Below are 22,146 nucleotides of genomic sequence, written 5' to 3'. Positions count from 1 at the left end.
CCACGCATGCCATTCCGAGACACCATCCAATGAAACGTCTTTTGCAGTCGCGCTCCGAACTGGCACAAGTCATGTTGCTGTTCCGGCAGGCTTTTTATCAGCTGGCCGGTTTCAGTGCAGTCATCAATCTGCTGATGCTGCTGCCTTCCATCTACATGCTGCAGATTTACGACCGGGTACTGCACAGCCGCAATGAAACCACGCTGCTGATGCTGACCCTGATGGTGGTGGGCTTGTACGGGCTGATGTCGGTATTGGAGATGGTGCGTGCTTCGGTATTGATTCGGGTGGGTAACCGGCTGGACATGCAGCTTAACTTCCGCGTGTTTACCGCCGCCTTCGAACGAAACTTACGCCGTAACAACGGCAATGCCAGCCAGGCCCTGCACGACCTCACCACGCTGCGCCAGTTTCTCACCGGCAATGGCCTGTTTGCCTTTTTCGATGCGCCCTGGGCACCGATCTATCTGGTGGTCACCTTCATGTTCCACTGGATACTGGGTTTGTTTGTGCTGGCCGGCATGCTGATTTTGTGTGCGCTGGCCTGGCTGACAGAAATCTCCACCCGCAAACCGCTGGGTGAAGCCAACCAGGCGGCCATTGCCGCCAGCAATTATGCCAACAACAATCTGCGCAATGCCGAGGTGATTGAGGCCATGGGCATGCTGCCGGCGCTGCGCGAGCGCTGGTTCCTGCTGCAAAGCCGGGTGCTGGAAAAACAGACCGAGGCTTCCGACCGTGCCGCCCGCATCGGAGCGGTTTCCAAGCTGATCCGGCTGGCCTTGCAATCGCTGGTATTGGCAGTGGGAGCGGTGCTGGCCATCCAGAATGAAATTTCCCCGGGCATGATGATTGCCGGCTCCATCCTGATGGGCCGCGCCTTGCAGCCGGTTGAAATGGCCATCGCCACCTGGAAGCAGCTGATATCAGCCCGTGCGGCTTACCAGCGGCTGGATGACTTGCTGACTGAATATCCGGCGCGTATCAGCGGCATGAGCCTGCCGCGCCCGCAGGGCAATGTACAGGTGGAAGGCCTGGTGGCTGCTGCGCCGGGCACTGCCTTGCCCATTCTGAAAAACATCAGCTTTGCCATGCAGCATGCAGACGTAGTGGGCATTGTCGGCCCCAGTGCCGCGGGCAAATCCACGTTGGCACGTTTACTGGTGGGCATCTGGCCGGCGCAGTCGGGCAAGGTAAGGCTGGACGGGGCGGATGTGTTCCAGTGGAACAAGGACGAACTGGGCCCTTATGTCGGCTATCTGCCGCAGGATATCGAGCTGTTTGAAGGCAGCATTGCGGAAAACATCGCCCGCTTTGGCAAGGTGGACTCGGCACTGGTGATTGAAGCCGCCACCCGCGCCGGGGTGCACGAAATGATTCTGCGCTTCCCGCAAGGCTACGATACCCGTCTGGGCGATGGCGGCAACATGCTGTCCGGTGGCCAGAAACAGCGCATTGGTCTGGCGCGTGCCATCTATGCCAGCCCGGCCTTTGTGGTGCTGGACGAACCCAATTCCAATCTGGATGACGTGGGCGAGCAAGCCTTGATTCATACCGTGATGGATCTGAAATCCCGCGGTTGCACCGTAGTGTTGATTACCCACCGCACCAGTATTCTCAATGCTGTGGACAAGCTGCTGGTGATGCGCGACGGCCAGCTGCATCTGTTCGGCCCGCGCGACCAGGTGCTGTACGCACTGAACCAGGCCACCCAGCAAGCCTTGCAACAACAAGCCGCCATGCAACAACAGGCGGGCAAGAATCCGGATGAAAGTGTGGCATGAATCTGTTCCGCAAACTGACTGCATTGCGCCGGGATCAGGCTACGCCTGCTACCCCGTCCGCGATTGAACCCTTTGGCCGAGTGGATACCGACGACAAGCGCGTGGGGCGCAGGGGATTGAACGTGTTGTTGATCGGCTTTGGTGGCTTTGTGCTGTGGGCCGCACTGGCTCCGCTGGACGAGGGGGTGACCGCCAATGGCAGTGTCATCGTGGCCAGCAACCGCCAGACCGTGCAGCACCTGACCGGTGGCAGCGTGGAAAAACTGCTGGTGAACGAAGGCGATGTGGTGCGCAAAGACCAGGCCCTGCTGACGCTGAACGATACCGAAGCAAGGGCACAGATGGGCAGCATTCTGGCGCAGTTCATCACCGCCCGTGCCATTGAAGACCGACTGCTGGCCGAGCGCGAGGGCAGCCCTGTCCTGAACTTTTCTGCCGAGCTTGATCAACTGGGGCAGGAACTGCCGGGTAATGAAGCGCGGGTGCAGCAGGCCAAGCAGCTGCAAACCCAGTTGTTTCATACCCGGCGCGACGGCCTGCGTGACGAACTGCAGGCACAGGATGAAAACATCAAGGGCTTGCAGGAGCAATTGCGTGGCCTGCAAGGCATGAAGGCGGCGCGGGCCGAACAAAGCAAATGGCAGGACAAGGAGCTGGAAGGCATTCGCGACCTGGCTGCTGGCGGTTATGTGCCCAAAAACCGGCTATATCAGCTGGAACGCGCTGCAGCGGAAATCCGTGGCCAGCTGGCCGATACCATTTCCAGCATTGGCCGGGTGCAGGACAGCATTGCCGAAACCCGGCTGCGCCAACTGGCGCGCAAGCAGGATTACCAGAAAGAAGTGGAATCGCAGCTCACCGACATCCAGAAAGAGACCGCAACTCTGCGTGACCGGCTGGCCGCCCAGCGCTATGTGCTGCGCAACAGCACCATCCGTGCGCCGCTGGCAGGCCGGGTGCTGGGCTTGAAAGTTCATACCGTGGGCGGGGTGGTGCAGGCAGGACAGCCACTGATGGAAGTGGTGCCGGATAACCAGCCCTTGCTGATCGAAGCCATGGTGGACCCGGCGATGAGTGCCAAGGTGCGCCCCGGCCTGCCGGTGGATGTCAGCTTCCCCGCGCTCAACCAGCAAACCACCCCGGTGATACCCGGCGAGGTGGCCACTTTCTCGGCCGACCGCTTGCTGGATGCCAAAACCGGCATGCCCTACTACCTGGCACAAGTGAAGGTAACACCGGCTGGCATGCGCTTGCTGGGGGATCAGCAGGTCAAGCCCGGCATGCCGGCCAGCATTGTCATCAAGAGTGGCGAGCGTACCATGCTGCGCTATCTGCTCAAGCCAGTGCTCGATCGCATGAATCTGGCCTTCAAGGAAAGCTGATGACAAAGCGTCCGCTGTTTCGCCTGGCGCTGTTGGTTGCAGCCTGCCTGCTGGCGATGCCGGCCCTGTCTGCGGGTTATGGCTTGCTGGAAGGCCTGCAACTGGCCCGTGCCTACGACGCGCAATATCAGGCAGCCACGGCCGAGCGCGAAGCTGGCGAAGCCAATGGCCCGATGGGCCGCGCGCAATTACTGCCCACTGTCAATGCCAGCTTCAACCGCAGCAAGGTGACCGGCAGCGATACGGCACCGGACTTTACCGGTGCCATTTCCACCTCGCCACTCAATTACATGAGTCAGGACGCGGCCATCCAGTTGCGTCAGCCATTGTTCAACCTGCAACGCTGGGCGCTGTATCAGCAAGGCCTAGCGCGGGTGGACTACAGCCACGCGCTGTTTGCCCGCAAGGAAAACGAACTGGTATTGCGTTATCTGTCGGCCTATCTGGGTGTGCTGCTGTCACAGAAAAACCTGGCACTCAGTGAAGCCAAGCTGCATGCGCTGCAAGCCGCACGTACCCAGGCACAGAAGCTGTTTGATCAGGGTGATGGCACGGTGACCGACATTCATGATGCAGAAGCCCGCATGGCCATGGCCGAGGCGGAGCTGCTGGAAGCGCGCAGCATGCAGCAGATAGCCGAACGTACCTTGCAAGCCACCACCGGCCAGCGCAGCAGTGTGCTGGCAGAGCCGCAGGAAGACATTGGCCGCTATCTGGGCCCGGAAGGCGAGCTGGCGCAGTGGCGCGACAAGGCGCTGGCCAGCAGCCCGGACATTCAGGCAGCACAACAGAACCTGCGCATTGCCGAGCAGGAGGTCAAACGTAGCCGCGCCGGCAATTATCCAACGCTGGATCTGGTGGCCAGCAAGGACCGCTCCAGTGCCAGTTCGGTCTCCACCATCAATCAGCGTATCAGTCAGAACGTCATCGGCGTGGAGGTGAGCCTGCCGCTGTTCAATGGTGGTTACAACACTGCCCAGCTTGCCCAAAGTGCGGCACAGTATCGACAGGCCCAGGCAGAACTGGACAATGCCCGCGCACAAGTAGAACTGGAAGTCAGCCGGCAGTATTACGGCGTGAGCACCGGGGCGCGCAAGGTAGCCTCGCTGCAAAAAGCCGTGTTCTCCAGCGCCGAAACGGTAAAGGCCAGCAAGCTCGGGCTGGTGGCCGGTGTGAAAACGCTGACCGATATCCTCAATAGCGAGGAGCAGCTGTATCAGGCGCGGCGTGATTTGCTGCTGGCGCAATATAACCAGCTGGTGAGCTGGATTGCACTACGTGCCGCCAGCGGTGCCATTGAGCAGGCAGACCTGGCCTTGCTGGACCGTCATTTTCAGTCAGGCCAGTCGCAGCCCTCGCCCTGATTGCCGGGCAGGGCAAATAACAAAACGGCCTGCTGTCCATGGACAACAGGCCGTTTTTGTTGGTGAAAGGCTCAGGCTGCGTGCAGGTCTGCACCACTTGTCTGGTGGATGCCGACCAGGGAGATGGTCGGTGCTGCTTCGCCAACCACACCATGGCTTGCTGCTGCGGCACCCAAGGTCAGCGAGAAGGTTTCGCTGGCGGACAGGCCTGCCGTGTCGGTGGCTTTTACCGTGATGGTGGCCGATTCGGTCTGATGGCCTAGCGTGGCAGTAAAAGTGTCGTTCTGGGCGTTGAAGGTGATCCAGCTGGGCAGTGCCTGGCCATTGGACTGACTGGCAGCGTAGGTCAGGGTCAAGCCTTGCGGGTCGGTAAACGTGCCTTGCGGTACGCTGATATTCAGCGTGCCATTGGCATTGAAACCGACCATCAGTGGCAGCGGGTTCAGCACCGGCGCTTTCAGTGCCGTGGCGATATCGTTGATGGAGAAGGTTTCCGAGGTGGACAAACCGGCGCTGTCGGTAGCGGTAAGCTTGACCGAGAAACTGCCTGCCGTGCTCGGCGCGGTGCCCGAGAAGGTTTCGGTCTGGGCATTGAAGTTCAACCAGCTGGGCAAAGCCTGACCATTATCCAGCGCCGCCTTGTAGGTGAGCGCCAAGCCTTGCGGGTCGATAAAGGTGGTGGACGGCAGGGTAAAGCTGAATGCCTTGCCGGCATTGATGGTTTGCGTAGCAGTTTGCTGATTCAGTGTCGGCGCAGCATAGCCATCATTCAGGGTGAAGGTCTCCGAAGTGGACAGACCTGCCTGGTTGCTGGCTGTGACTTGCAGGGATAGCGAAGTATTGGCCGTGGGCGCGGTACCGCTGAAAGTCTGGGTCTGGGCGTTGAAGCTGAGCCAGGACGGCAGCGCGGCACCGCTTGCCAGTTTGGCGCTGTAGCTGAGGGTTTCGCCTTGCGGGTCGGTGAAGGTACCGGCGGGCAGGGCAATGCTGAAGGTGTGGCCCGGAGTCACCAGTTGGGTGGCAGTTGCCTTGCTCAACGTCGGTGCGTAGGCGGTATCGTTGATGGTGAAGGTTTCCGATGCAGACAGACCGGAGGTGTCCGTTACCTTCACCATGACCTGGGTGCTGCTGCTGGTCAGCGGCGTGGTGCCGGACAGGGTGTTGGTGCTGGCGTTGTAAGTCATCCACGACGGCAAGACCTGACCATTGGCCAGGGTCACTTTGTAGCTGAGTGCCTGGTTTTGCGGGTCGGTAAAGACATTACCCAGCGATACCGAGAAAGCATGGTTGGCGGCAATCGTCTGGTCTGCCGTCTGGGCGGTGATGACCGGTGCTTTCGAGGTGACAGGAACCGAGCCACCGGCATTGTCCACGGTGATGGTATCGCCAGCGGCCAGCAGGGTAGACAGGCTGACCTCAAAAGTAGTGTTCCAGTACTGGCCTGTTTGGCTACCCCACGGGTTGCGGATTTCCAGGTTACCGTTGGCGGCATCAATGCCGTAAACCGACATGGCGTGGCCTGCCACCAGTTGCACCTTGCCTGCGGCATCGTAACTCCAAGTATAGGACGACAGTACCACGTCATCCCCGGCTGCCAGATGGGTTTTGAGCGAGCTCAATACCGTGGCATTGCTCAGGCCGCTTTGCGAGCCGGTACCGGACAGCGAAGAATTATAAGTACGGCACAGCCAGCTGGTGCCGCTGCCGCTGTAGTCGGTGATCTGCGAAGCACCGGTGATAGACTCAAGTGCATATTCCGGCAGACCGCCGTTACCGATGGCCGTGAAGCTGTTGCCGGTATAGCTGTTACCCGTGGTGACATTGATTGCCTGCAACTGGGCGTAAGCCTTTTCCAACAAGGTGGCCCACATATTGGGCCCAGAGTTGCAACCGGTTTGCAGCACATTATTGACGGTGACGTATTCAGTCGCGCCCTTGACATGGAATGCCACGCCATAGCTGCCGTTACCGTTGTCGGTAATCATGTTCCGGATGATGCCGGAATTCTGGATGGCCACTTCGGCAATCGACGACAGGAAGTAGCAATCACCCAACTGGCCTTGGTTGATATCGCTGGCCAGCGGGCCACTGCTGCCGAACAGTCCAGCCTTGCTGGTGCTGTAATTGATATTGAACGTTCTGCCGTCAACCGTGGCGGTCGAAGTAGGCAGGTCGGTACCGAGTAGCCATTTGCCGTTCAGGTTATTCAGCTGTGCTGCGCTCGAACCGGCAGACAGATTACCCAGCGAACTGGAGCTGGCCGCGCCACCGGTCCAGCTACTGTTGGCTGCATTGCCGTTTACCAGCGCATTCAGGGTGTATTGGGAGTAAGACGACGCCGTCTCACCGACATTCAGATTGGTGACAATGGTTTTCAGGTCGTTGAACTGGCTGGAGGACAGCGTGCTCTTGCTGCTGGTCAGTTCGGCTGCCAGGTCGGTCACCATCTTGGCGAGACCTGCTTCAGTCACATTGCCGGACATGGCGTTCATGTCGGCTTTCAGGGCGGCATCGGACAGCGTGGCAATCCAGCTGGGGGCTGCGGTGCTGCCAGTCTTCACCGCGGTGGTGCTGGTCGTGGTGGAAGTGGCCAAAGCGGCAGTGGATGCCGTGCTTGTGGTGCTAACGCTTGCGGCACTGACAAAAGGCAGCGCCGAACGCAGCATGGCACCTTGCAGAGGTAGCGCAATATCGTGCAATACGTTGTTGGCCAGACCGGTCAATATCGTGTCGGCAGTCTGCGAGCCAGAAGCATTGTCCAGCGGGTTGTTCGACTGGCGAGAGAGGGTATTGGAGGCGCTCATGTGCTTTCCTTCAGTGGTATCTGGCAAATCCAAAGGTGCACATGCGGCCGCGCGTCGCGTGGCGGGCAACTGGCTGACATGGGAGCAAGGCCTCCGGTAGTCCCTTTAGTTTTGCGTCACCGGCTTTCACCGGGTTTGCCTGTAATGAGCTAATTCTAGTGGCGATTTTTCTTTATTTACAATTGTTAATTTCTGATATGTCGTTGTTAAACCACATATATTATAGGGTTGTTGATGAATGCTGTAAAACCATACGCTATCCAAGGCTATACCTCAGCAAAACCCGACTCCAAATTATTTCATTGTCATACTGAAGCCAGGATGAAGTCAGGCAAAAACAAACCCCGGTATCCGCGTGTCCTTGAGTTCAACACGTGAATCCGGGGTTTTGATTCTGGCTATATAGCTGTCGGTCAGGTGCGCCTGCATCGTTCGCTCCGGGTGACAACTGGGGTCGAACGCTACAGGCAAACACCAAAAACAGCTTATTCCTTGCTGGAAACATCCTCGCCAGCGGCAGCGGCATCGCGTGCCTGCTGTTGGGCAGCACTACGGGCGTCGTAGTAGTCCTTGTTGGCCAGGTAGTGCTGGCGGCGGGCTTCCTTGGCGGCGGCTTTTTCCGCCAGTTCCGCCTGTTTACGGGCTTCTGCCTCGGCTTCCTGCTGCTTGCGGGCCAGACGCTTGGCTTCGCGGATGGCTTCTTCCGCGGCTTCCATTTCCGCCACTTCCTTCAGGCTCTTGGCCGGGCCGGTTTTTTCGAACCAGGCGACGGACTCGACGTGGGCGGTGTGCGGGAACATGTTAATGATACCGGCGGCCTTCAAGGTATAGCCCTTGGTGTGCACCAGCACACCGGCGTCGCGCGCCAGCGTGGCCGGGTTACAGGACACATAGACAATGCGTTGCGGCGCGGTGTCGTCGGTCATGGCCTTGAGCAGCTGGATGGCACCGTCGCGCGGCGGGTCGACCAGCATCTTGTCGAATTTGCCCAGTGCGGCAAAGCTTTCCGGCGTGACTTCAAACAGGTTGGCCATTTCATAGCTCACCTTGTCTTGCAGTCCGTTGTGGGTGGCGTTTTCCACTGCGCGCTTCACCAGTGCCTGGCTGCCTTCCATGCCGTGTACGGTGGCACCGGAGCGGGCAATCGGCAGGGTGAAGTTGCCGATGCCGCAGAACATGTCGGCAATGCGTTCACCCGGTTGCGGGTCGAGGAAGCCGAGCGCACGCGATACCATCACTGCGTTGATTTGCGGGTTCACCTGGGTGAACTCGGTGGGGTAGTACGGCATTTCCACGCTGTACTGCGGCAGGCTGTAGGTCAGGCGTGGTGCGTCCAGCGGGTAGATGGGGTAGCAGGTGTCCGGGCCGCCGGGCTGCAGCCAGATCTGTACCGGGCGATCCGGCTGACGGTGGGTGTCGGCAAATTGTTGCAGCAGCTTTTCATCGGCGGCGTTGATGGCATCCATATTGCGGAATACCAGGATGTCCACCTTGTCGCCCACGGCAACTTCCACCTGCGGCATGCGGCTGTTGATCGACAGTTTGGCGATCATCTCGCGCAGCGGCATGATCATGTCAGAGATGTTTTTCGGCAGAATATGACATTCACTCATTTCTGCGATGTAGCTGGAGTGCTTTTCGTGAAAGCCCACCAGCACGCCACCTTTCTTCGGCACCATGCGGGCGGACAGGCGTGCGCGGTGACGGTAGTGCCAGGTAGGGCCGGCAATCGGAGTGAGAATGCGCTCAGCCTTCACCTTGCCGATGAATTTGAGGTTGTCTTCCAGCACGCGCTGCTTGATGGCCACCTGGGCGGTGAATTCCACGTGCTGCATGGAACAGCCGCCACACGTGCCGAAATGCGGGCAACGCGGCGTGGTGCGCATGAAGCTTTCCTTCAGCACACTGGTGGTGTCGGCGTTTTCGTACGTGGGTTTTTTGCGGTATGCGCTGTATATTACCTTTTCATAAGGTAATGCACCGTCGATGAAAATGGTTTTGCCGTCGACGTGGGCGACCCCGCGGCCTTCGTGGTCAAGGGATTCGACCAGAGCAATGGTCTGTTGCTGAGTCATTGTATTGATGTGGGAAATCAGGCGTAAAACCGGGATTTTCTCAAAATATGCGCTGCTGCGCAGGGGTTTTTGCCGGGGCGGGGATTTGCTGATTTCTGTTATCATGTTTTTCGTGAAAAACCATGGGTCTGGTGCGCAATGAAGTTGTCGCTTTCCTTTCTTGTTCCTGCTGCTGTCTGGGTGTCCTGTTCTGCGTCGGTCATGGCTGCCAGCATGCCCGAACCTGATATTCAGCTGAGTCAGTCCGGTCAGCATCTGGTGGTGAATCTGCCGCAGGCCCGCCTGTTTTTTTATCAGGATGGCCAGTTGCAAAGAATTTACCCGGTGGCTGTCGGCAAGATGCTGACCCAGACGCCGATTGGCAGCTATGCCATTACCGGGGTGTACCGTGACCCCAGCTGGCATGTGCCCAAATCCATTCAGGAAGAGCAGAAGAACCAGGGCAAGCCAGTGCTCACCGTCGTACCGCCGGGGCCGGATAATCCGCTTGGCCCGGTTTTCATTCGCTTTGGCGAGGCGCGCCTGGGCCTGGGCTTTCACGGCACCAATGCGCCGGCTTCCGTCCCCGGTTTTCGCAGCCATGGCTGCATCCGGCTGAAGAACCCGGATGCACTGAGCTTGGCCGATGCCGTACAAAAAGGCGCGGCGGTCACCATCGCCTATCAGACGGTATTGCTGAATCAGGACCTGGCTGGCGATTTGTGGCTCACCGCCTATAAAAACCATTACAAGCAGGATGACCCGTCCTTCCCCCATCTGGCAGACAGCCTGCTGGAGTGGCAGCGTACGCACGGCGTTGCCGTGGTGGGGCGTCGGGTGGATCAGGCCTTGAAAGAGCGCAGCGGCAAGCCGGTGTGCCTGACCTGCAAGCACCAGCCCGGGGTGCCGGGTGAACTGGCCGCCGTGCGCTGGCTGTCCTTGCCGCCCAAGGGGGGAATACCGGAGCAGCAGGCCGAGCCGCAAACCCTGCCCGCACCGCAGTCTTATAACTCGGCGGGTAACAAGCTCAAGCCTGTCAAAAAGCCTGCCGTGGTGCTGTAAGCAAGGTTCGGGTAGCCATGGTTACAAGCCGACGCCAGTCGGCTTGTTGCATATTGCCGGACAGGCTTGCATTTTTGCCATGCGGCCCTATATTAGCCCCTTCCCTTGCAAGCAGGCGCATCCGGCAATGACAACCATTGTGGCAGTAAGAAAAGGCGGGCAGATTGCCATTGCCGCCGACAGCCAGACCACCTTTGGTGATGACCAGAAGCTACTGGCCAACTACGACTGTTTCCATAACAAGATTTTCCAGCATGGAGACAGTTATCTTGCCATTTCCGGTTCCGCCGCCCATGACCTGGTGTTGCAAGGTGCGCTGAAGGAACTGAAGAAAAAGGACTTCTCCAGCCGCAAAGGTATTTTCGATACCTTTCGCAAGCTGCATCCCAAATTGAAAGACGGGTTTTACCTGCGTCCGGAAGAGGACGAGGAAGACCCTTATGAATCCAGTCAGATGATGGTGGTGATTGCCAATCCCCACGGTATTTTCGGTGTTTACCCCATGCGCGAGATCTACCAGTTTTCGCGATTCTGGGCGATAGGTTCGGGCCGCAAATTCGCCATGGGTGCGATGTTTGCCGCTTACGAGCAGGATTTGACCGCACGTGAAATCGCCGAGCTGGGCGTGCGCGCCGGTTGTGAATTCGACGTCAATTCCTGCTTGCCGATGACCGTCTATACCGTAGAAGTGGCAGAAGACACCGCCAAGGAATAAACATGAGCCAACACGATACTTTGCAACGATTCCTGTTTGATGGCGCACCGGTGCGCGGTGCACTGGTGCGTCTGGATGGTGCCTGGCAACAGGTGCTGGCCCGTCGTGCCTATCCCGCACCGCTCAAGAACATTCTGGGCCAGATGATGGCGGCTGCGCAGCTGATGTCGGCCAACCTGAAATTTGACGGTGCCCTCATCCTGCAACTGCATGGCAGCGGTCCGCTGCGCCTGGCTGTGGTGGAGTGCAACCATGACCGCACGGTGCGCGCCACTGCCAAGTGGGATGGCGACCTGCCCGAAGCTCCCATTCTGGATTTGCTGGGCGGTGCCGGTCAGTTTGTCATCACGCTGGAACCCAAGCTGGACAAGTCGCAAACCTGGCAAGGCATTGTGGCGCTGGAGGGTGACAGCATCGGCCAGATGCTGGAAAACTACATGCTGCGTTCCGAGCAGCTGGATACCCGCCTGGTATTGGCCAGCAATGACAGCACCGCAGCCGGCATGTTGCTGCAACGCCTGCCGGATGGCCATGGCGAGCCGGAAGGCTGGGACCGCGTCCGCATTCTGGGCGGCACATTGCAAGCCGATGAATTGCTGACCCTGCCGGCGGCGGACATCCTGCACCGCCTGTTCCATGAAGAAACCGTGCGGGTGTTCGAGCCGGAAGGCGTCAGCTTTGCCTGTAATTGCAGCCGCGAACGCGTGGGCAACATGCTGAAGATGCTGGGCGGTCAGGAAGTGGGCGAAGTGCTGGTGGAGCAGGGCAGTGTGGAAATTGTCTGCGACTACTGCAACCAGCACTATGTGTTTGATGAAGAGGACGCCAACGAACTGTTCGATTACGACCTGGTTGCCGCCGTGCGCGAAGCGCGACATTAAGTTGTGCACTGCCAGGCCAAGCTTGCTTGCTGGCATGAAAGCCGCCATATTTGGCGGCTTTTTCCATTTTGCATGGCATTTTTCGCAAGCAGCAGACGCAGGCTGTTTAAGGAAATGGTAGATTTGATCACAAATGTACTGATATGCTAAACAGGCATGATGCAACAAACCTGTACCGAAGGAGTTGGGAAACAATGAAAAAAATGATTATTGGCGGCCTGCTGGCTGCCACTGCACTGGCAGCTCAGGCTGGCGCACCCGTTGTAAACATTTATAACTGGTCTGATTACATTGCACCGACCACCGTGCCGGATTTCAGCAAGAAAACCGGTATCAAGGTGCGTTACGACGTCTACGACAGCATGGAAACCCTGAATGCCAAGCTGGTGACCGGTCATTCCGGCTACGACATCACCGTACCGTCCAATAATGTGCTGGAAGTCGGTATCAAGGGTGGCCTGTTCCAGCCGCTGGACAAGAGCAAGATCCCCAATTACAAGAACCTGGACCCGGCCCTGCTCAAGCTGATGGAGGCCTCCGACCCGGGTAACAAGTTTGCCGTGCCTTACTTCTGGGGTGTGATTACCCTGGGTATCAACGAAGACAAGGTGAAGAAGGCTCTGGGCGGCAAGCTGCCGGCCAATGAATGGGACCTGCTGTTCAAGCCGGAATATGCTTCCAAGCTGAAATCCTGCGGCGTAAGCATTCTGGATTCGGCCTCCGACGTCCTGCCCAAAGTATTGCACTACTATGGCAAGCAGCCAGGCAGCAACAACGAGGCTGACTACAAGGCCGTGGCACCGCAACTGGCTGCCATCCGTAGCAGCATCACCCAGTTCTCCTCCTCCGGTTACATCAACGACATCGCCAATGGTGACGTTTGCCTGGCCATGGGCTACGGCGGTGACCTGAACATTGCCAAACGTCGTGCCGAAGAAGCCAAGCGTGGTGTCAATATCAAGGTACTGATGCCGTCGACCGGCGTGGCCTTCTGGGTGGACAGCATGACCATTCCGAAGGATGCCGCCAATGTTGCCAACGCCCTGGCCTTTATCAACTACACGCTGGACCCGCATGTTGCTGCTGCCAATGCCAACAAGGTGACCTATGCACCGGGCAGCCTGGCTGCGCGTCCTTTCATCGACAAGAAATATCTGTCCGATCGCAGCATCTTCCCGACTGCGGATGATGTGAAGAAGGGCTTCATCATGAAGTCGGTGGACCCGAAAACCCTGCGCATTTATTCGCGTCTGTGGCAGAACTTCAAGCTGGGCCGTGCCGGTTGAGCCATATTGCCTGACCTCAGAGAAAAGCCCCCGAACGGGGGCTTTTTCTTTGGTCATCCAGCCGCAATAACTAGAGCGCTTCCACTACATCCAGCGGGCAGCCGCGCGCCAGCCATTCCTGCCAGGCGTCCCCCAGGCGCTGGCTTTCGCTGCAGGCTGTACGCCACTGTTGCTGGCGTAGCTTGTCCTGGCCGCGATAGCGTTTGAAGTCGCTGCGGTCAGGCAGCTTGCCGCCAGGCAGCCGTGCCAGATAGTCAGCGGAAGGGCAAAGCAACAGGGTATTGCCGTGATGGGACGGCTGGTGTTGCCGCCAGGGCAGGAATTTGTCGAACCAGCCCGGCACGATGCGCGGGCCGAAGTGCGGATAGAGTGTGATGTCATCTTGCCAGACAAAGGGCAGGTCCAGGTGGTAATCCAGCAAGCCGCCATCCCGGTACACGCCAGCTGCCGAACCCGGCAGGCTTACCCCGTGCAATACCCCCGGTATGGCCACGCTGCCCATCAGCGCCGCAGCCAGATTATGTTCACTCAACGCAAGTAAACGAGTGGGCAGGCCATCGTGCGGGGCAAAATGCAAGTTGCTGCGGGCATCATGGCAAATCACCCGGCTGAAACAGTGGCGCAGCAAGTTGCGGCCAAGGCCGTTGAGCGTGGCGCAAAGGGCCAGACCGGGCAGTAGCAAGGCCGGTGTTTCGTGCCGTAACAAGCCGTGCGATGCCACCAGCAGCAACGATAAACGGTAATGCGGATGCTGCAGGATGGCTTGCAGGCCGTCCGTGCCAAGGATGTCCTGCAGCATCAGCCGGGTTTGTGCGGTAATGCCGGTGATGTCGACATTGTCGGCATAGCATTCCGCGGTATAGCGTTCGGCCAGCCGGGCCAGGGCTTGTTGTGGATTGGCCTGCATGGCACAGGCAAAGCGCCAGCTGCCGATGGATGCGCCCACCAGCTCGCGCGGACGCGGACTGGCGGCCAGCCAGCCGAACACCGCCTGATCCAGCCCGCACAAGCCAATTGCCTTGGGGCCTCCGGCAGCACCGGGCAGGCTGCCCACCTTGTCGGCGGACAGGCTGTGTTGCCGTAGCAGGGAGATGGCGTGATGACCCGCGCGGATACGCAAGGGGGAAAACCGGATATGAATGGCAGTCATGAGGCAGCGATGCAGGCAGAGGGAAGGGCGACTTTTGTTGGCAGTATTGGTATGCTAACGCGTTTTATCAGGCAGCCTGGCCGTGTTTGGCTGTCTGTGTTCCAAGCAATGCCAGGAGTATTGATGATACCGACCCGCCAGCTGACCGACTACCTGCGTGAACAGGGCCTGAAGCTAGATCGAACCGAATTGCAAATTGCCGTCATGACCTTGCAGGCCGTGCTGGATGTGGAAAAACCCCCGGTGCAGCGCGATCTGTTCCGCTACCAGGTGCCCGAGTTGAGCGAAGATGGTACCTGCTCGCTGGTGGAGGAGCTGGCTGATGAACCGTACGACCTGTCGGTATGGTTTGGCGGCGAAACCGAAGCTGCACGCAGCTTGCTGACCAATTTCAATGCACTGGTCGATTCGGTCAACCAGAGGATCGGTGCAGACTGGCTGGGCATTTATCGCCGCGCCGGTGAGGGCAAGGATGCCCGTCTGGTAAAGCTGGCCTACCAGGGCCTGCCCAGCCGGGCTGAATTCCCGCTGACCGAAGAATTTGCTGCAGGCAGCAATAACAGCCGTGTTGGCCTGACCGGCTGGGGCGTGCTGATTGACGATGTCGCCGCCTGGCGCGCCGAAGGTGGTGGCTACTACGAATGCGACCCCAAGGTGAAGAGTGAAGTCTGCCTGCCCATCGTGGATGAGCATGACCGGGTATTGGGTATTCTGGATGCCGAATCCAGTCAGCTGGGCTACTTTGATGCCAGCCGTCAGGTATGGCTGGCAGCATTGGCCATTGTGCTGGCCGCACCGTTTGCTGCCATGCCGCCGCTTGAAAAGGCGTAAATTGCCCTCAGTTACGGAACATTCCCCACCACATGGCTTCGCGAAGCAAGCGCGAAGTTTCCCGAACAGATTCCGGAGCAAGCATGGCCGCGCAATACCCCAACCCGCAGATTGAACCCGTTGTTGATTACGTGGCCAGTTGCAAGCTGCCTACGCCATTCGGGGTGTTCACCATGCACGGCTTTGAGGAGCAGGACAGCCGGCGCGAACATGTGGTGCTCACCATGGGCGACGTGGCCGATGGTGAGCCGGTGCTGGCACGCCTGCATTCGGAATGCCTGACTGGTGACGCACTGTTCTCCTTGCGTTGCGATTGCGGTTTCCAGCTGGAAGCTGCGCTGGAAGCCATTGCAAAGGAAGGCCGTGGTGCTTTGCTGTATTTGCGGCAAGAAGGTCGTGGTATCGGTCTGATCAACAAGATCCGCGCCTACAAATTGCAGGATGGCGGGGCGGACACGGTTGAAGCCAACGAGCAACTGGGCTTCCCGGCGGACATGCGTGACTTCCGCGTGGCGCGCCATATGCTGGATGCGCTGAATATCAAGAGCGTGCGGGTGATGACCAACAACCCGCGCAAGCTGGAAACCCTCAAGACTGCCGGAATCGACGTAGTGGAACGGGTGCCGCTGATGGTGGGGCGCAATCCGCATAACGATCGTTACCTGGATACCAAGGCTGCCAAGCTGGGCCACATGCTGTTCTCCTGATCATTCCTTTTTTGCCGCACTTCCCCGATGCCAGCGCCATGCGCTGGCATTATTCTGCTGACAAACTCATTTGATACGTTTTCGCAGACCCCTCCATGGCTGGCCCTTCCGACCTGCTGATTGAGTCCGCAGCCCTCCCGTCTCTTGCCATCTTCTCCCGTCCTTGCCCTGTGAATTGCAGAAGGGTGCCGCGCTTGCTGTGCTCCGGTTCAAGTATTTGTGATACTGGCCGATAGGTTTAAAATAAAACAAGAAATAATTGAAGATAAGGTGGCAGTCCGCCAAGTGAGGCATCGCGATGAAAATCACCGCCAAGCAGAATGTCTGGTTCAACGCCATGGCTGAACCGCAAGCCCACCGCACCAAAGCGTCACGGCGCATGCCTGATGGGGATGATGTAAAGGAAAGTGCCACCCTGACCGAGTTTCTGGACTGGGTGGCCATGCTGGATGATCTGGCACGACGTGCCGGTAGCGGACGGGATGAAGACGCGCGTCAGCTGGCCTTGGCCAAGCTGCGTTTTCTGCTGCGGCGCGTCCAGCATTTGCGCGAGCAGATGATGCAGGGTGGCCGAGGACAGGCCAGGAGCGGGCTGGAACGCCTGGTGCGTCTGGTTGAGGAATGGGGACAGGTGCTGCAGGAGCTGACCGGGCGACAGCCCGTTGTGGTGGATGACTGGCCCTTGCCTTATCGCTTGTACAGCAGGCAGGCCGGAGAACTGCCATCGCCAGCATTTGCGCCGCGGGTGGCGGAGCGGCGGCGACGGCAACGGCCTGGTGACAATGTCTTGCTGCCACAAGAGCAAGAAGCCGCCGTGCTGGTATTGCACGGCATCCGCTTTGTGCTGGCGCTGGTTGGCGAGGGCTTTGGCATGGCGCAGCATCCGCTGCTGTTGCAGGTACAGGCAAGGCTGGCACAGCTGGTGCCGCTGCTGGGGCCGCCGGGGACGGCAGCCGTTTGACGCAGGCAAAGAAAAAGCCGGAATCGTGTGATTCCGGCTTTTGTGTTGGTGGAGATAAGCGGGATCGAACCGCTGACCTCTTGCATGCCATGCAAGCGCTCTCCCAGCTGAGCTATACCCCCGTATTGCTTTGTCTGTCTGATGGTCTGGAGCCATCGGCCAGCTGACTGTGTAGTGGTGGAGATAAGCGGGATCGAACCGCTGACCTCTTGCATGCCATGCAAGCGCTCTCCCAGCTGAGCTATACCCCCGAATGCTGGACTGATGAAACCCGTCAGGCGATGTCATCAGTATCTGAATTGTGGTGGAGATAAGCGGGATCGAACCGCTGACCTCTTGCATGCCATGCAAGCGCTCTCCCAGCTGAGCTATACCCCCACGGGTACTACATCGAATTCTTGGCGTCCCCACGGGGATTCGAACCCCGGTTACCGCCGTGAAAGGGCGATGTCCTAGGCCTCTAGACGATGGGGACCCTAGGCAAAACCTGTAAAGACCTTTGGTGGAGCTAAGCGGGATCGAACCGCTGACCTCTTGCATGCCATGCAAGCGCTCTCCCAGCTGAGCTATAGCCCCGTGTCTGTCGTTCACAGTGGGGCGCAGTATAGACAGGCTGTCCGCGGCTGTAAAGGGATCTGCGAAAAAAAATTTACCGCCAGCCCTGCGCTATAATCACCCGTTCTGCAATGACAGGGTTGGATTGCCGATGTCGGTTGGTCACTACGAAAACTTCCCGGTCGGGTCGATCTTGCTGCCACGACGCATGCGTCGTGCGGTGCATGTCATCTATCATTTCGCCCGCTATGCCGATGATGTGGCGGACGAAGGTGACAAACTGCCTGACGAGCGCCTGCGCGAACTGGCCCACTTGCGTGACGAGCTGGATGTCATCCGCGATGGCGGCATCCCGGCCATGCCGCTGATGCGTAATCTGGCCACCATCATCAGCCAGCACCAACTACCAATGCAGCCGTTTTATGACTTGCTGTCGGCCTTCAGTCAGGACGTGGTGAAAACCCGTTACCAGAACTTTGCCGAAGTGGTGGACTACTGTCGTCGCTCAGCCAACCCGGTAGGGCGGCTGATGCTGGCGCTATATGGCGAGAACGACCCGCGCAGCCTGGCCATGTCCGATGGTATTTGTACAGCACTGCAATTGATCAACTTCCTGCAGGATGTCGCGGTGGACTGGAACAAGGGCCGCATCTACATTCCGCTGGATGATCTGGAAAAATTCCGCATCCGCGAAGCACAGATTGCCGGGCGCGATGCCACCGGCCTGTGGCGGCCGATGATGCTGGCGCAGATCGAACGCACCCGCAAGATGCTGCAAGCTGGTGCCCCGCTGGGCAAGGTGCTCAAAGGGCGCTTGGGTCTGGAGCTTCGCCTCATCATCATGGGTGGCGAGCGCATCCTCAAAAAACTGCACGACAGTGGCGGTGATGTGTTCCGCCAGCGCCCGGTGCTGACTTGGCGCGACTGGGTTTACATGCTGTGGCGTGCGCTGCGCGCCAAATAAGAAGCAACCATACACATACAAAGGAGAGGCGTGTGACGCCGCAGCAGTATTGTCAGGACAAGGCCGCCAGCAGCGGCTCCAGCTTTTACTACAGCTTCCGCTTCTTGCCGGAAGACCGCCGCGATGCCATCACCGCACTGTATGCCTTCTGCCGCGAAGTGGACGATGTGGTGGACGAATGTCACGACGAAAACGTTGCCCGTGCCAAGCTGGCCTGGTGGCGGGGTGAAGTGGAAAAGCTGTACCACGGCCAGCCCGAGCATCCGGTGATGCTGGCGCTCAAGCCGCATGCCGCCGCGCTGGACCTGCCGCAGAACCTGCTGGAGGAGATTGTCGACGGCATGCAGATGGATCTGGACTTTGCCCGTTACGACCGCTTCCAGGACCTGTTGCTGTACTGCCATCGTGTGGCAGGCGTGGTGGGCCAGCTGGCGGCGCAGATTTTCGGCTATCAGGACCGCCAGACACTGAAATACGCGCATGAACTGGGCATCGCCTTCCAGTTGACCAACATCATTCGCGATGTGGGCGAAGACGCGCGCCGTGGCCGCATTTACCTGCCGGTAGAGGAGCTGCAGCGCTTCAATGTGCCGGCCAGCGACCTGATGCACTACAAGGAAAGCCCGGAATTTGCTGCGCTGATGAGCTTCCAGATTGAGCGTGCGCGTGAATATTACCGCCGCGCCTGGGAGCTGCTGCCCGCGGTGGACCGTAAGAGCCAGCGTCCCGGCCTGCTGATGGCCGCCATCTACCGCGCCACGCTGGAAGAAATCCAGCTGGATGGCCCGGCCAAGGTGCTGAACCAGCGCCTGTCGCTGACGCCAGTACGCAAGCTGTGGCTGGCATGGCGCACCTGGACGCTGGGCTACAAGGCCTGATGGTGTGAATAACGCCAGACCGAAAATTGCCATTATCGGTGCGGGTTGGGCCGGGCTTGCCGCCGCGGTGGAGCTGGCCGGCCAAGCCGCGCTGACCTTGTTTGAAGCCGGGCGCGAACCTGGCGGGCGGGCCCGCCGCCTGAATAGTGGCGCCAGCCTGCTGGACAATGGTCAGCACATCCTGATTGGTGCCTATCGCGAATGCCTGCAACTGATGCGCAAGGTGGGCGTTGACGAGGCAACAGCCATGCTGCGGTTGCCGCTGGTCTGGCAGCGCCAGGGCGGCATGCGCATGCAATGCCCGCGTTGGCCTGCCCCCTTGCATGTGTTGGCCGGCCTGCTGACGGCAAGCGGTATTGGTTGGTGGGACAAATGGCAACTGGCCCGCGCCTTGCAGGGCTTGCGCTGGCAAGGCTGGCGCTTGCCGCAAGACATGACGGTGGCCCAATGGCTGGCCGCGCAAGGGCAGTCGGCCCATCTGGTGGAGCAGTTCTGGCGGCCCATGGTGCTGTCGGCGCTCAATACCCCGCTGGAGCTGGCTTCCATGCAGATTCTGGCCACCACGCTGCGCGACAGTCTGGGGGCGAGTCGTGCCGCTAGCGACCTGCTGTTGCCGCGTAGCGATCTGACCGCCTTGTTTCCTGGCCCGGCTTTGCATTGGCTGCGCGAACAGGGCCTGCAATGGCGTGCGGGTGTGCGGGTGGCGCAGATCAGCCCGGCAGCGCAGGGCGTTATGGTGGATGGCGAGCTGTTTGATGCCGCCATCCTCGCAGTAGCGCCATATCATGCGGCCGAACTGCTGCAAGAGCCGCAACTGCACAGTCAGATCAAGGCATTTCATTATTGGCCGATATATACCGCATACCTGCGCTACGATGCCGACATCACCATGCCGGTTCCCATGACGGGTTTGCAGGGCGGCACGCTGGACTGGCTGTTTGACCGCCAGGCGCTGTCGGGTGAGCGAGGCTTGCTGGCGGCTGTCATCAGTGCACCGCCGCCAGCTGTGCGCAGCCTGGATCGCGCGAGCTTGCTGGACAAGGTGCAGGCGGATGTCGAGCTGCTGTTGCCGGCGCTCAACGGGCTGGTGCCGCTGGAGCGGCAACTGATCGTGGAGAAGCGCGCCACCTTTGCGTCAAGCGTGGGTCTGACAAGACCACACTGCCGTAGCAGGGTACAATCGGTTTATCTGGCGGGGGACTGGCTGTGCCCTGATTATCCCGCCACGCTGGAAGGTGCGGTGCGCAGCGGTCTGAGTGCGGCCCGCCAGTTAATGCAGGATTTGCCATCATCAAGAGTTGCCGACAGGTGACTCGCAGCTGAAAAAACAAAATGAACCAAACATTTGCCAAGAATTGTCTGGAAGGCCGCGTCATTCTGGTGACGGGCGCAACGCAAGGGGTAGGCCGGGAAGCCGCGCTGACGTTTGCCGCACATGGTGCGGATGTCGTATTGCTGGCGCGCAGCGTAAAAGGGCTGGAGAAGGTCTACGATGAAATCGTGGCCGCAGGCGGCAAGGAGCCGGCAGCCATTCCGCTGGATTTGCTGACGGCAACAGACGAGCAACTGGGCAATGCCGCTTTCCAGATCAAGCAGACGCTGGGCCGCCTGGACGGCATCGTGCACTGCGCTTCGCATTTTTATGCCTTGTCGCCCTTGTCCAATCAGGGCATTGACGAGTGGATGAATCAGTACCGCATCAATACCGTGGCACCCTTTGCGCTCAGCCGTGCCTGCCTGCCGCTGCTGAAAGAGTCGCCGGATGCCTCCGTACTGTTCATGGGGGAAAGCCACTCCCTGCATCCTGCTGCCTACTGGGGGGGCTTTGGTGCATCCAAGGCCGGGCTGAACTACCTGACCAAGGTTGCTGCCGATGAATGGGACGTTTACCCCAATCTGCGCGTCAACCAGCTGATTCCGGGACCGGTGAATTCGCCGCAGCGCAATCGCACCCACCCGGGCGAAGCCAAGAGCGAACGGGCGGACCTGGCCACACTGATGCCCTATCTGCTGTACTGGCTGTCGGCTGACAGCAAGGGCCGCAGCGGCGAAATCATCGAGCTGGACCTGCGCAGTAAAAAAGGCGAATAAGCTGCATCTGCTCCGTGGCCTGTGCGGCTGTGGCGGATGGCAAATGGGGGTAATGCATGAAGAGTCTGTGGATTCTGCCCTTGCTGGCGGTGCTGGCCGGCTGCAACTGGGTCAATAATGTATCCGGCCTGTCCAAAGAGGCACACAAGGCACTGGGTGCTGCTTGTCGTCAGACTGGCCGCTCGCTGGAAGAGTGTTTCCGGCGTAATCCGGACGCCGATACCGCAGCCATTTACGCCGGCTGGCGTGAAATGAACGAATACATGGCCAAGAACAAGCTGGAAACCATGGAACCACCGGCAGACAGTGCCGCCGGTCATGCCGAAGCGTCTGCTGCGAAAGCTGGCACCAGTTCGCCTGCGGAAGGCAAGTCATCCAGTACGGCCTCGGCACCCAAAGGCGCGGTGGCCAATGCGCCGCCGCCACTGACCAGCGAAGAGGCGGACAAAGAAGCCAAGACCGATCCGCAAGTGGCCGCCGTTCTGGCGGCCATTCGCAAGAATGGCGGTGGTGAAAAGTCCAAATCCAAGGCCAGCAGCAGCGGCGAACCAGACCAGAAACGTCTGCTCAACATCATCCAGAAACTCAATGGCAACAAGCCGGCCGCCGGTGGCGAGGCTCCGGCAGAGGACGCCAACAACGCCAATCCCGGTTGAACCCCTTCCTGCGCTTTTCCT

Annotated in this window: 18 protein-coding genes, 5 tRNA genes and 1 riboswitch; of the genes, 15 read left to right on the top strand and 8 right to left on the bottom strand. The window is 59.3% G+C overall.

Annotated elements, in window-relative coordinates:
- Window positions 1–29: 29 nt before the first annotated feature.
- The 3 genes from HWX34_RS01390 to HWX34_RS01380 are packed head-to-tail and all read left to right on the top strand — an operon-like array spanning window position 30 to window position 4,530.
- On the top strand, window positions 30–1,784 hold the full coding sequence (locus tag HWX34_RS01390) for a type I secretion system permease/ATPase (RefSeq protein WP_178970646.1): 1,755 nt from the start codon (window positions 30–32) through the stop codon (window positions 1,782–1,784).
- Entirely contained in the window at window positions 1,781–3,166 is a 1,386-nt protein-coding gene (locus HWX34_RS01385) for an HlyD family type I secretion periplasmic adaptor subunit (protein WP_178970645.1), read from the top strand. The genes HWX34_RS01390 and HWX34_RS01385 overlap by 4 nt, the downstream gene beginning before the upstream one ends.
- On the top strand, window positions 3,166–4,530 hold the full coding sequence (locus HWX34_RS01380) for a TolC family outer membrane protein (RefSeq protein WP_178970644.1): 1,365 nt from the start codon (window positions 3,166–3,168) through the stop codon (window positions 4,528–4,530). The genes HWX34_RS01385 and HWX34_RS01380 overlap by 1 nt, the downstream gene beginning before the upstream one ends.
- Before the next feature lie 71 nt (window positions 4,531–4,601).
- Here the strand turns inward: HWX34_RS01380 and HWX34_RS01375 are convergent, their stop codons facing one another.
- Together HWX34_RS01375 and rlmD are read right to left on the bottom strand one after the other, a co-directional pair.
- Complete coding sequence (locus HWX34_RS01375; protein WP_178970643.1) at window positions 4,602–7,334, bottom strand: putative Ig domain-containing protein; 2,733 nt, start codon at window positions 7,332–7,334, stop codon at window positions 4,602–4,604.
- A 61-nt stretch (window positions 7,335–7,395) separates the two neighbouring features.
- A riboswitch (cyclic di-GMP riboswitch) is annotated at window positions 7,396–7,484 on the bottom strand.
- A gap of 335 nt (window positions 7,485–7,819) precedes the next feature.
- The gene (gene rlmD, locus HWX34_RS01370) at window positions 7,820–9,409 is read right to left on the bottom strand and encodes a 23S rRNA (uracil(1939)-C(5))-methyltransferase RlmD (protein ID WP_178970642.1); all 1,590 of its coding nucleotides are present in this window, start codon (window positions 9,407–9,409) and stop codon (window positions 7,820–7,822) included.
- A gap of 213 nt (window positions 9,410–9,622) precedes the next feature.
- On the opposite strand from rlmD, the gene HWX34_RS01365 reads away from it, so the two are divergent.
- From HWX34_RS01365 to HWX34_RS01350, 4 genes are all read left to right on the top strand, one after another.
- Window positions 9,623–10,450: a L,D-transpeptidase gene (locus HWX34_RS01365; protein WP_255496529.1), complete on the top strand. Its 828-nt coding sequence runs from the start codon at window positions 9,623–9,625 to the stop codon at window positions 10,448–10,450.
- Between the two features lie 127 nt (window positions 10,451–10,577).
- Window positions 10,578–11,165: an MFS transporter gene (locus HWX34_RS01360; RefSeq protein WP_045847157.1), complete on the top strand. Its 588-nt coding sequence runs from the start codon at window positions 10,578–10,580 to the stop codon at window positions 11,163–11,165.
- Window positions 11,166–11,167: 2 nt separating this feature from the next.
- Complete coding sequence (gene hslO / locus HWX34_RS01355) at window positions 11,168–12,046, top strand: Hsp33 family molecular chaperone HslO (RefSeq protein WP_178970640.1); 879 nt, start codon at window positions 11,168–11,170, stop codon at window positions 12,044–12,046.
- A gap of 194 nt (window positions 12,047–12,240) precedes the next feature.
- Window positions 12,241–13,332: a polyamine ABC transporter substrate-binding protein gene (locus tag HWX34_RS01350; protein ID WP_178970639.1), complete on the top strand. Its 1,092-nt coding sequence runs from the start codon at window positions 12,241–12,243 to the stop codon at window positions 13,330–13,332.
- Between the two features lie 70 nt (window positions 13,333–13,402).
- On the opposite strand, the gene HWX34_RS01345 is transcribed toward HWX34_RS01350, so the two are convergent.
- On the bottom strand, window positions 13,403–14,482 hold the full coding sequence (locus HWX34_RS01345; RefSeq protein ID WP_178970638.1) for a hypothetical protein: 1,080 nt from the start codon (window positions 14,480–14,482) through the stop codon (window positions 13,403–13,405).
- Window positions 14,483–14,605: 123 nt separating this feature from the next.
- Here HWX34_RS01345 and HWX34_RS01340 point away from each other — a divergent pair, with 123 nt between their 5' ends.
- The 3 genes from HWX34_RS01340 to HWX34_RS01330 all read left to right on the top strand — a co-directional run bounded on the left by HWX34_RS01340 (window position 14,606) and on the right by HWX34_RS01330 (window position 16,981).
- Complete coding sequence (locus HWX34_RS01340) at window positions 14,606–15,313, top strand: GAF domain-containing protein (RefSeq protein ID WP_178970637.1); 708 nt, start codon at window positions 14,606–14,608, stop codon at window positions 15,311–15,313.
- Window positions 15,314–15,396: 83 nt separating this feature from the next.
- Entirely contained in the window at window positions 15,397–16,020 is a 624-nt protein-coding gene (gene ribA / locus HWX34_RS01335; protein ID WP_045847162.1) for a GTP cyclohydrolase II, read from the top strand.
- Window positions 16,021–16,318: 298 nt separating this feature from the next.
- Window positions 16,319–16,981: a hypothetical protein gene (locus tag HWX34_RS01330; RefSeq protein WP_178970636.1), complete on the top strand. Its 663-nt coding sequence runs from the start codon at window positions 16,319–16,321 to the stop codon at window positions 16,979–16,981.
- Window positions 16,982–17,027: 46 nt separating this feature from the next.
- Here HWX34_RS01330 and HWX34_RS01325 read toward each other — a convergent pair.
- The 5 genes from HWX34_RS01325 to HWX34_RS01305 all read right to left on the bottom strand — a co-directional run bounded on the left by HWX34_RS01325 (window position 17,028) and on the right by HWX34_RS01305 (window position 17,557).
- Window positions 17,028–17,103: transfer RNA gene (locus HWX34_RS01325), tRNA-Ala, on the bottom strand.
- A gap of 53 nt (window positions 17,104–17,156) precedes the next feature.
- Window positions 17,157–17,232 (bottom strand) — tRNA-Ala (locus HWX34_RS01320).
- Between the two features lie 51 nt (window positions 17,233–17,283).
- A tRNA-Ala gene (locus HWX34_RS01315) sits at window positions 17,284–17,359 on the bottom strand.
- 21 nt (window positions 17,360–17,380) lie between these two features.
- A tRNA-Glu gene (locus HWX34_RS01310) sits at window positions 17,381–17,456 on the bottom strand.
- A gap of 25 nt (window positions 17,457–17,481) precedes the next feature.
- A tRNA-Ala gene (locus HWX34_RS01305) sits at window positions 17,482–17,557 on the bottom strand.
- A gap of 130 nt (window positions 17,558–17,687) precedes the next feature.
- Here HWX34_RS01305 and hpnC point away from each other — a divergent pair.
- The 5 genes from hpnC to HWX34_RS01280 are packed head-to-tail and all read left to right on the top strand — an operon-like array spanning window position 17,688 to window position 22,125.
- A complete protein-coding gene (gene hpnC, locus HWX34_RS01300; protein ID WP_178970635.1) occupies window positions 17,688–18,500 on the top strand; it encodes a squalene synthase HpnC in 813 nt (270 codons plus the stop codon).
- 32 nt (window positions 18,501–18,532) lie between these two features.
- Entirely contained in the window at window positions 18,533–19,378 is an 846-nt protein-coding gene (gene hpnD / locus HWX34_RS01295; RefSeq protein WP_178970634.1) for a presqualene diphosphate synthase HpnD, read from the top strand.
- A gap of 4 nt (window positions 19,379–19,382) precedes the next feature.
- The gene (gene hpnE / locus HWX34_RS01290; protein WP_370459651.1) at window positions 19,383–20,690 is read left to right on the top strand and encodes a hydroxysqualene dehydroxylase HpnE; all 1,308 of its coding nucleotides are present in this window, start codon (window positions 19,383–19,385) and stop codon (window positions 20,688–20,690) included.
- Window positions 20,691–20,710: 20 nt separating this feature from the next.
- The gene (locus tag HWX34_RS01285) at window positions 20,711–21,469 is read left to right on the top strand and encodes an SDR family oxidoreductase (protein WP_178970633.1); all 759 of its coding nucleotides are present in this window, start codon (window positions 20,711–20,713) and stop codon (window positions 21,467–21,469) included.
- A 56-nt stretch (window positions 21,470–21,525) separates the two neighbouring features.
- Window positions 21,526–22,125, top strand: a complete 600-nt coding sequence (locus HWX34_RS01280) for a hypothetical protein (RefSeq protein WP_178970632.1) — start codon at window positions 21,526–21,528, stop codon at window positions 22,123–22,125.
- The last annotated feature ends 21 nt before the right edge of the window (window positions 22,126–22,146 follow it).

The organism is Aquitalea sp. LB_tupeE, assembly GCF_013391415.1.
In the GTDB taxonomy this organism is placed as follows: domain Bacteria; phylum Pseudomonadota; class Gammaproteobacteria; order Burkholderiales; family Chromobacteriaceae; genus Aquitalea.
The sequence above is the reverse complement of the archived record's forward strand: the minus strand, read 5'-3'. Positions and strand labels throughout refer to the sequence as shown.

Bases quoted from the DNA above. Each gene is read 5' to 3' on its own strand.
- HWX34_RS01285 (WP_178970633.1), top strand. From the start codon at position 20,711: ATGAACCAAACATTTGCCAAGAATTGTCTGGAAGGCCGCGTCATTCTG.
- ribA (WP_045847162.1), top strand. From the start codon at position 15,397: ATGGCCGCGCAATACCCCAACCCGCAGATTGAACCCGTTGTTGATTAC.
- HWX34_RS01380 (WP_178970644.1), top strand. From the start codon at position 3,166: ATGACAAAGCGTCCGCTGTTTCGCCTGGCGCTGTTGGTTGCAGCCTGC.
- HWX34_RS01385 (WP_178970645.1), top strand. From the start codon at position 1,781: ATGAATCTGTTCCGCAAACTGACTGCATTGCGCCGGGATCAGGCTACG.
- HWX34_RS01340 (WP_178970637.1), top strand. From the start codon at position 14,606: ATGATACCGACCCGCCAGCTGACCGACTACCTGCGTGAACAGGGCCTG.
- HWX34_RS01330 (WP_178970636.1), top strand. From the start codon at position 16,319: ATGAAAATCACCGCCAAGCAGAATGTCTGGTTCAACGCCATGGCTGAA.
- HWX34_RS01360 (WP_045847157.1), top strand. From the start codon at position 10,578: ATGACAACCATTGTGGCAGTAAGAAAAGGCGGGCAGATTGCCATTGCC.
- HWX34_RS01375 (WP_178970643.1), bottom strand. From the start codon at position 7,334: ATGAGCGCCTCCAATACCCTCTCTCGCCAGTCGAACAACCCGCTGGAC.
- HWX34_RS01365 (WP_255496529.1), top strand. From the start codon at position 9,623: ATGCCCGAACCTGATATTCAGCTGAGTCAGTCCGGTCAGCATCTGGTG.
- HWX34_RS01280 (WP_178970632.1), top strand. From the start codon at position 21,526: ATGAAGAGTCTGTGGATTCTGCCCTTGCTGGCGGTGCTGGCCGGCTGC.
- HWX34_RS01350 (WP_178970639.1), top strand. From the start codon at position 12,241: ATGAAAAAAATGATTATTGGCGGCCTGCTGGCTGCCACTGCACTGGCA.
- HWX34_RS01390 (WP_178970646.1), top strand. From the start codon at position 30: ATGAAACGTCTTTTGCAGTCGCGCTCCGAACTGGCACAAGTCATGTTG.
- hpnC (WP_178970635.1), top strand. From the start codon at position 17,688: ATGTCGGTTGGTCACTACGAAAACTTCCCGGTCGGGTCGATCTTGCTG.
- rlmD (WP_178970642.1), bottom strand. From the start codon at position 9,409: ATGACTCAGCAACAGACCATTGCTCTGGTCGAATCCCTTGACCACGAA.
- HWX34_RS01345 (WP_178970638.1), bottom strand. From the start codon at position 14,482: ATGACTGCCATTCATATCCGGTTTTCCCCCTTGCGTATCCGCGCGGGT.
- hslO (WP_178970640.1), top strand. From the start codon at position 11,168: ATGAGCCAACACGATACTTTGCAACGATTCCTGTTTGATGGCGCACCG.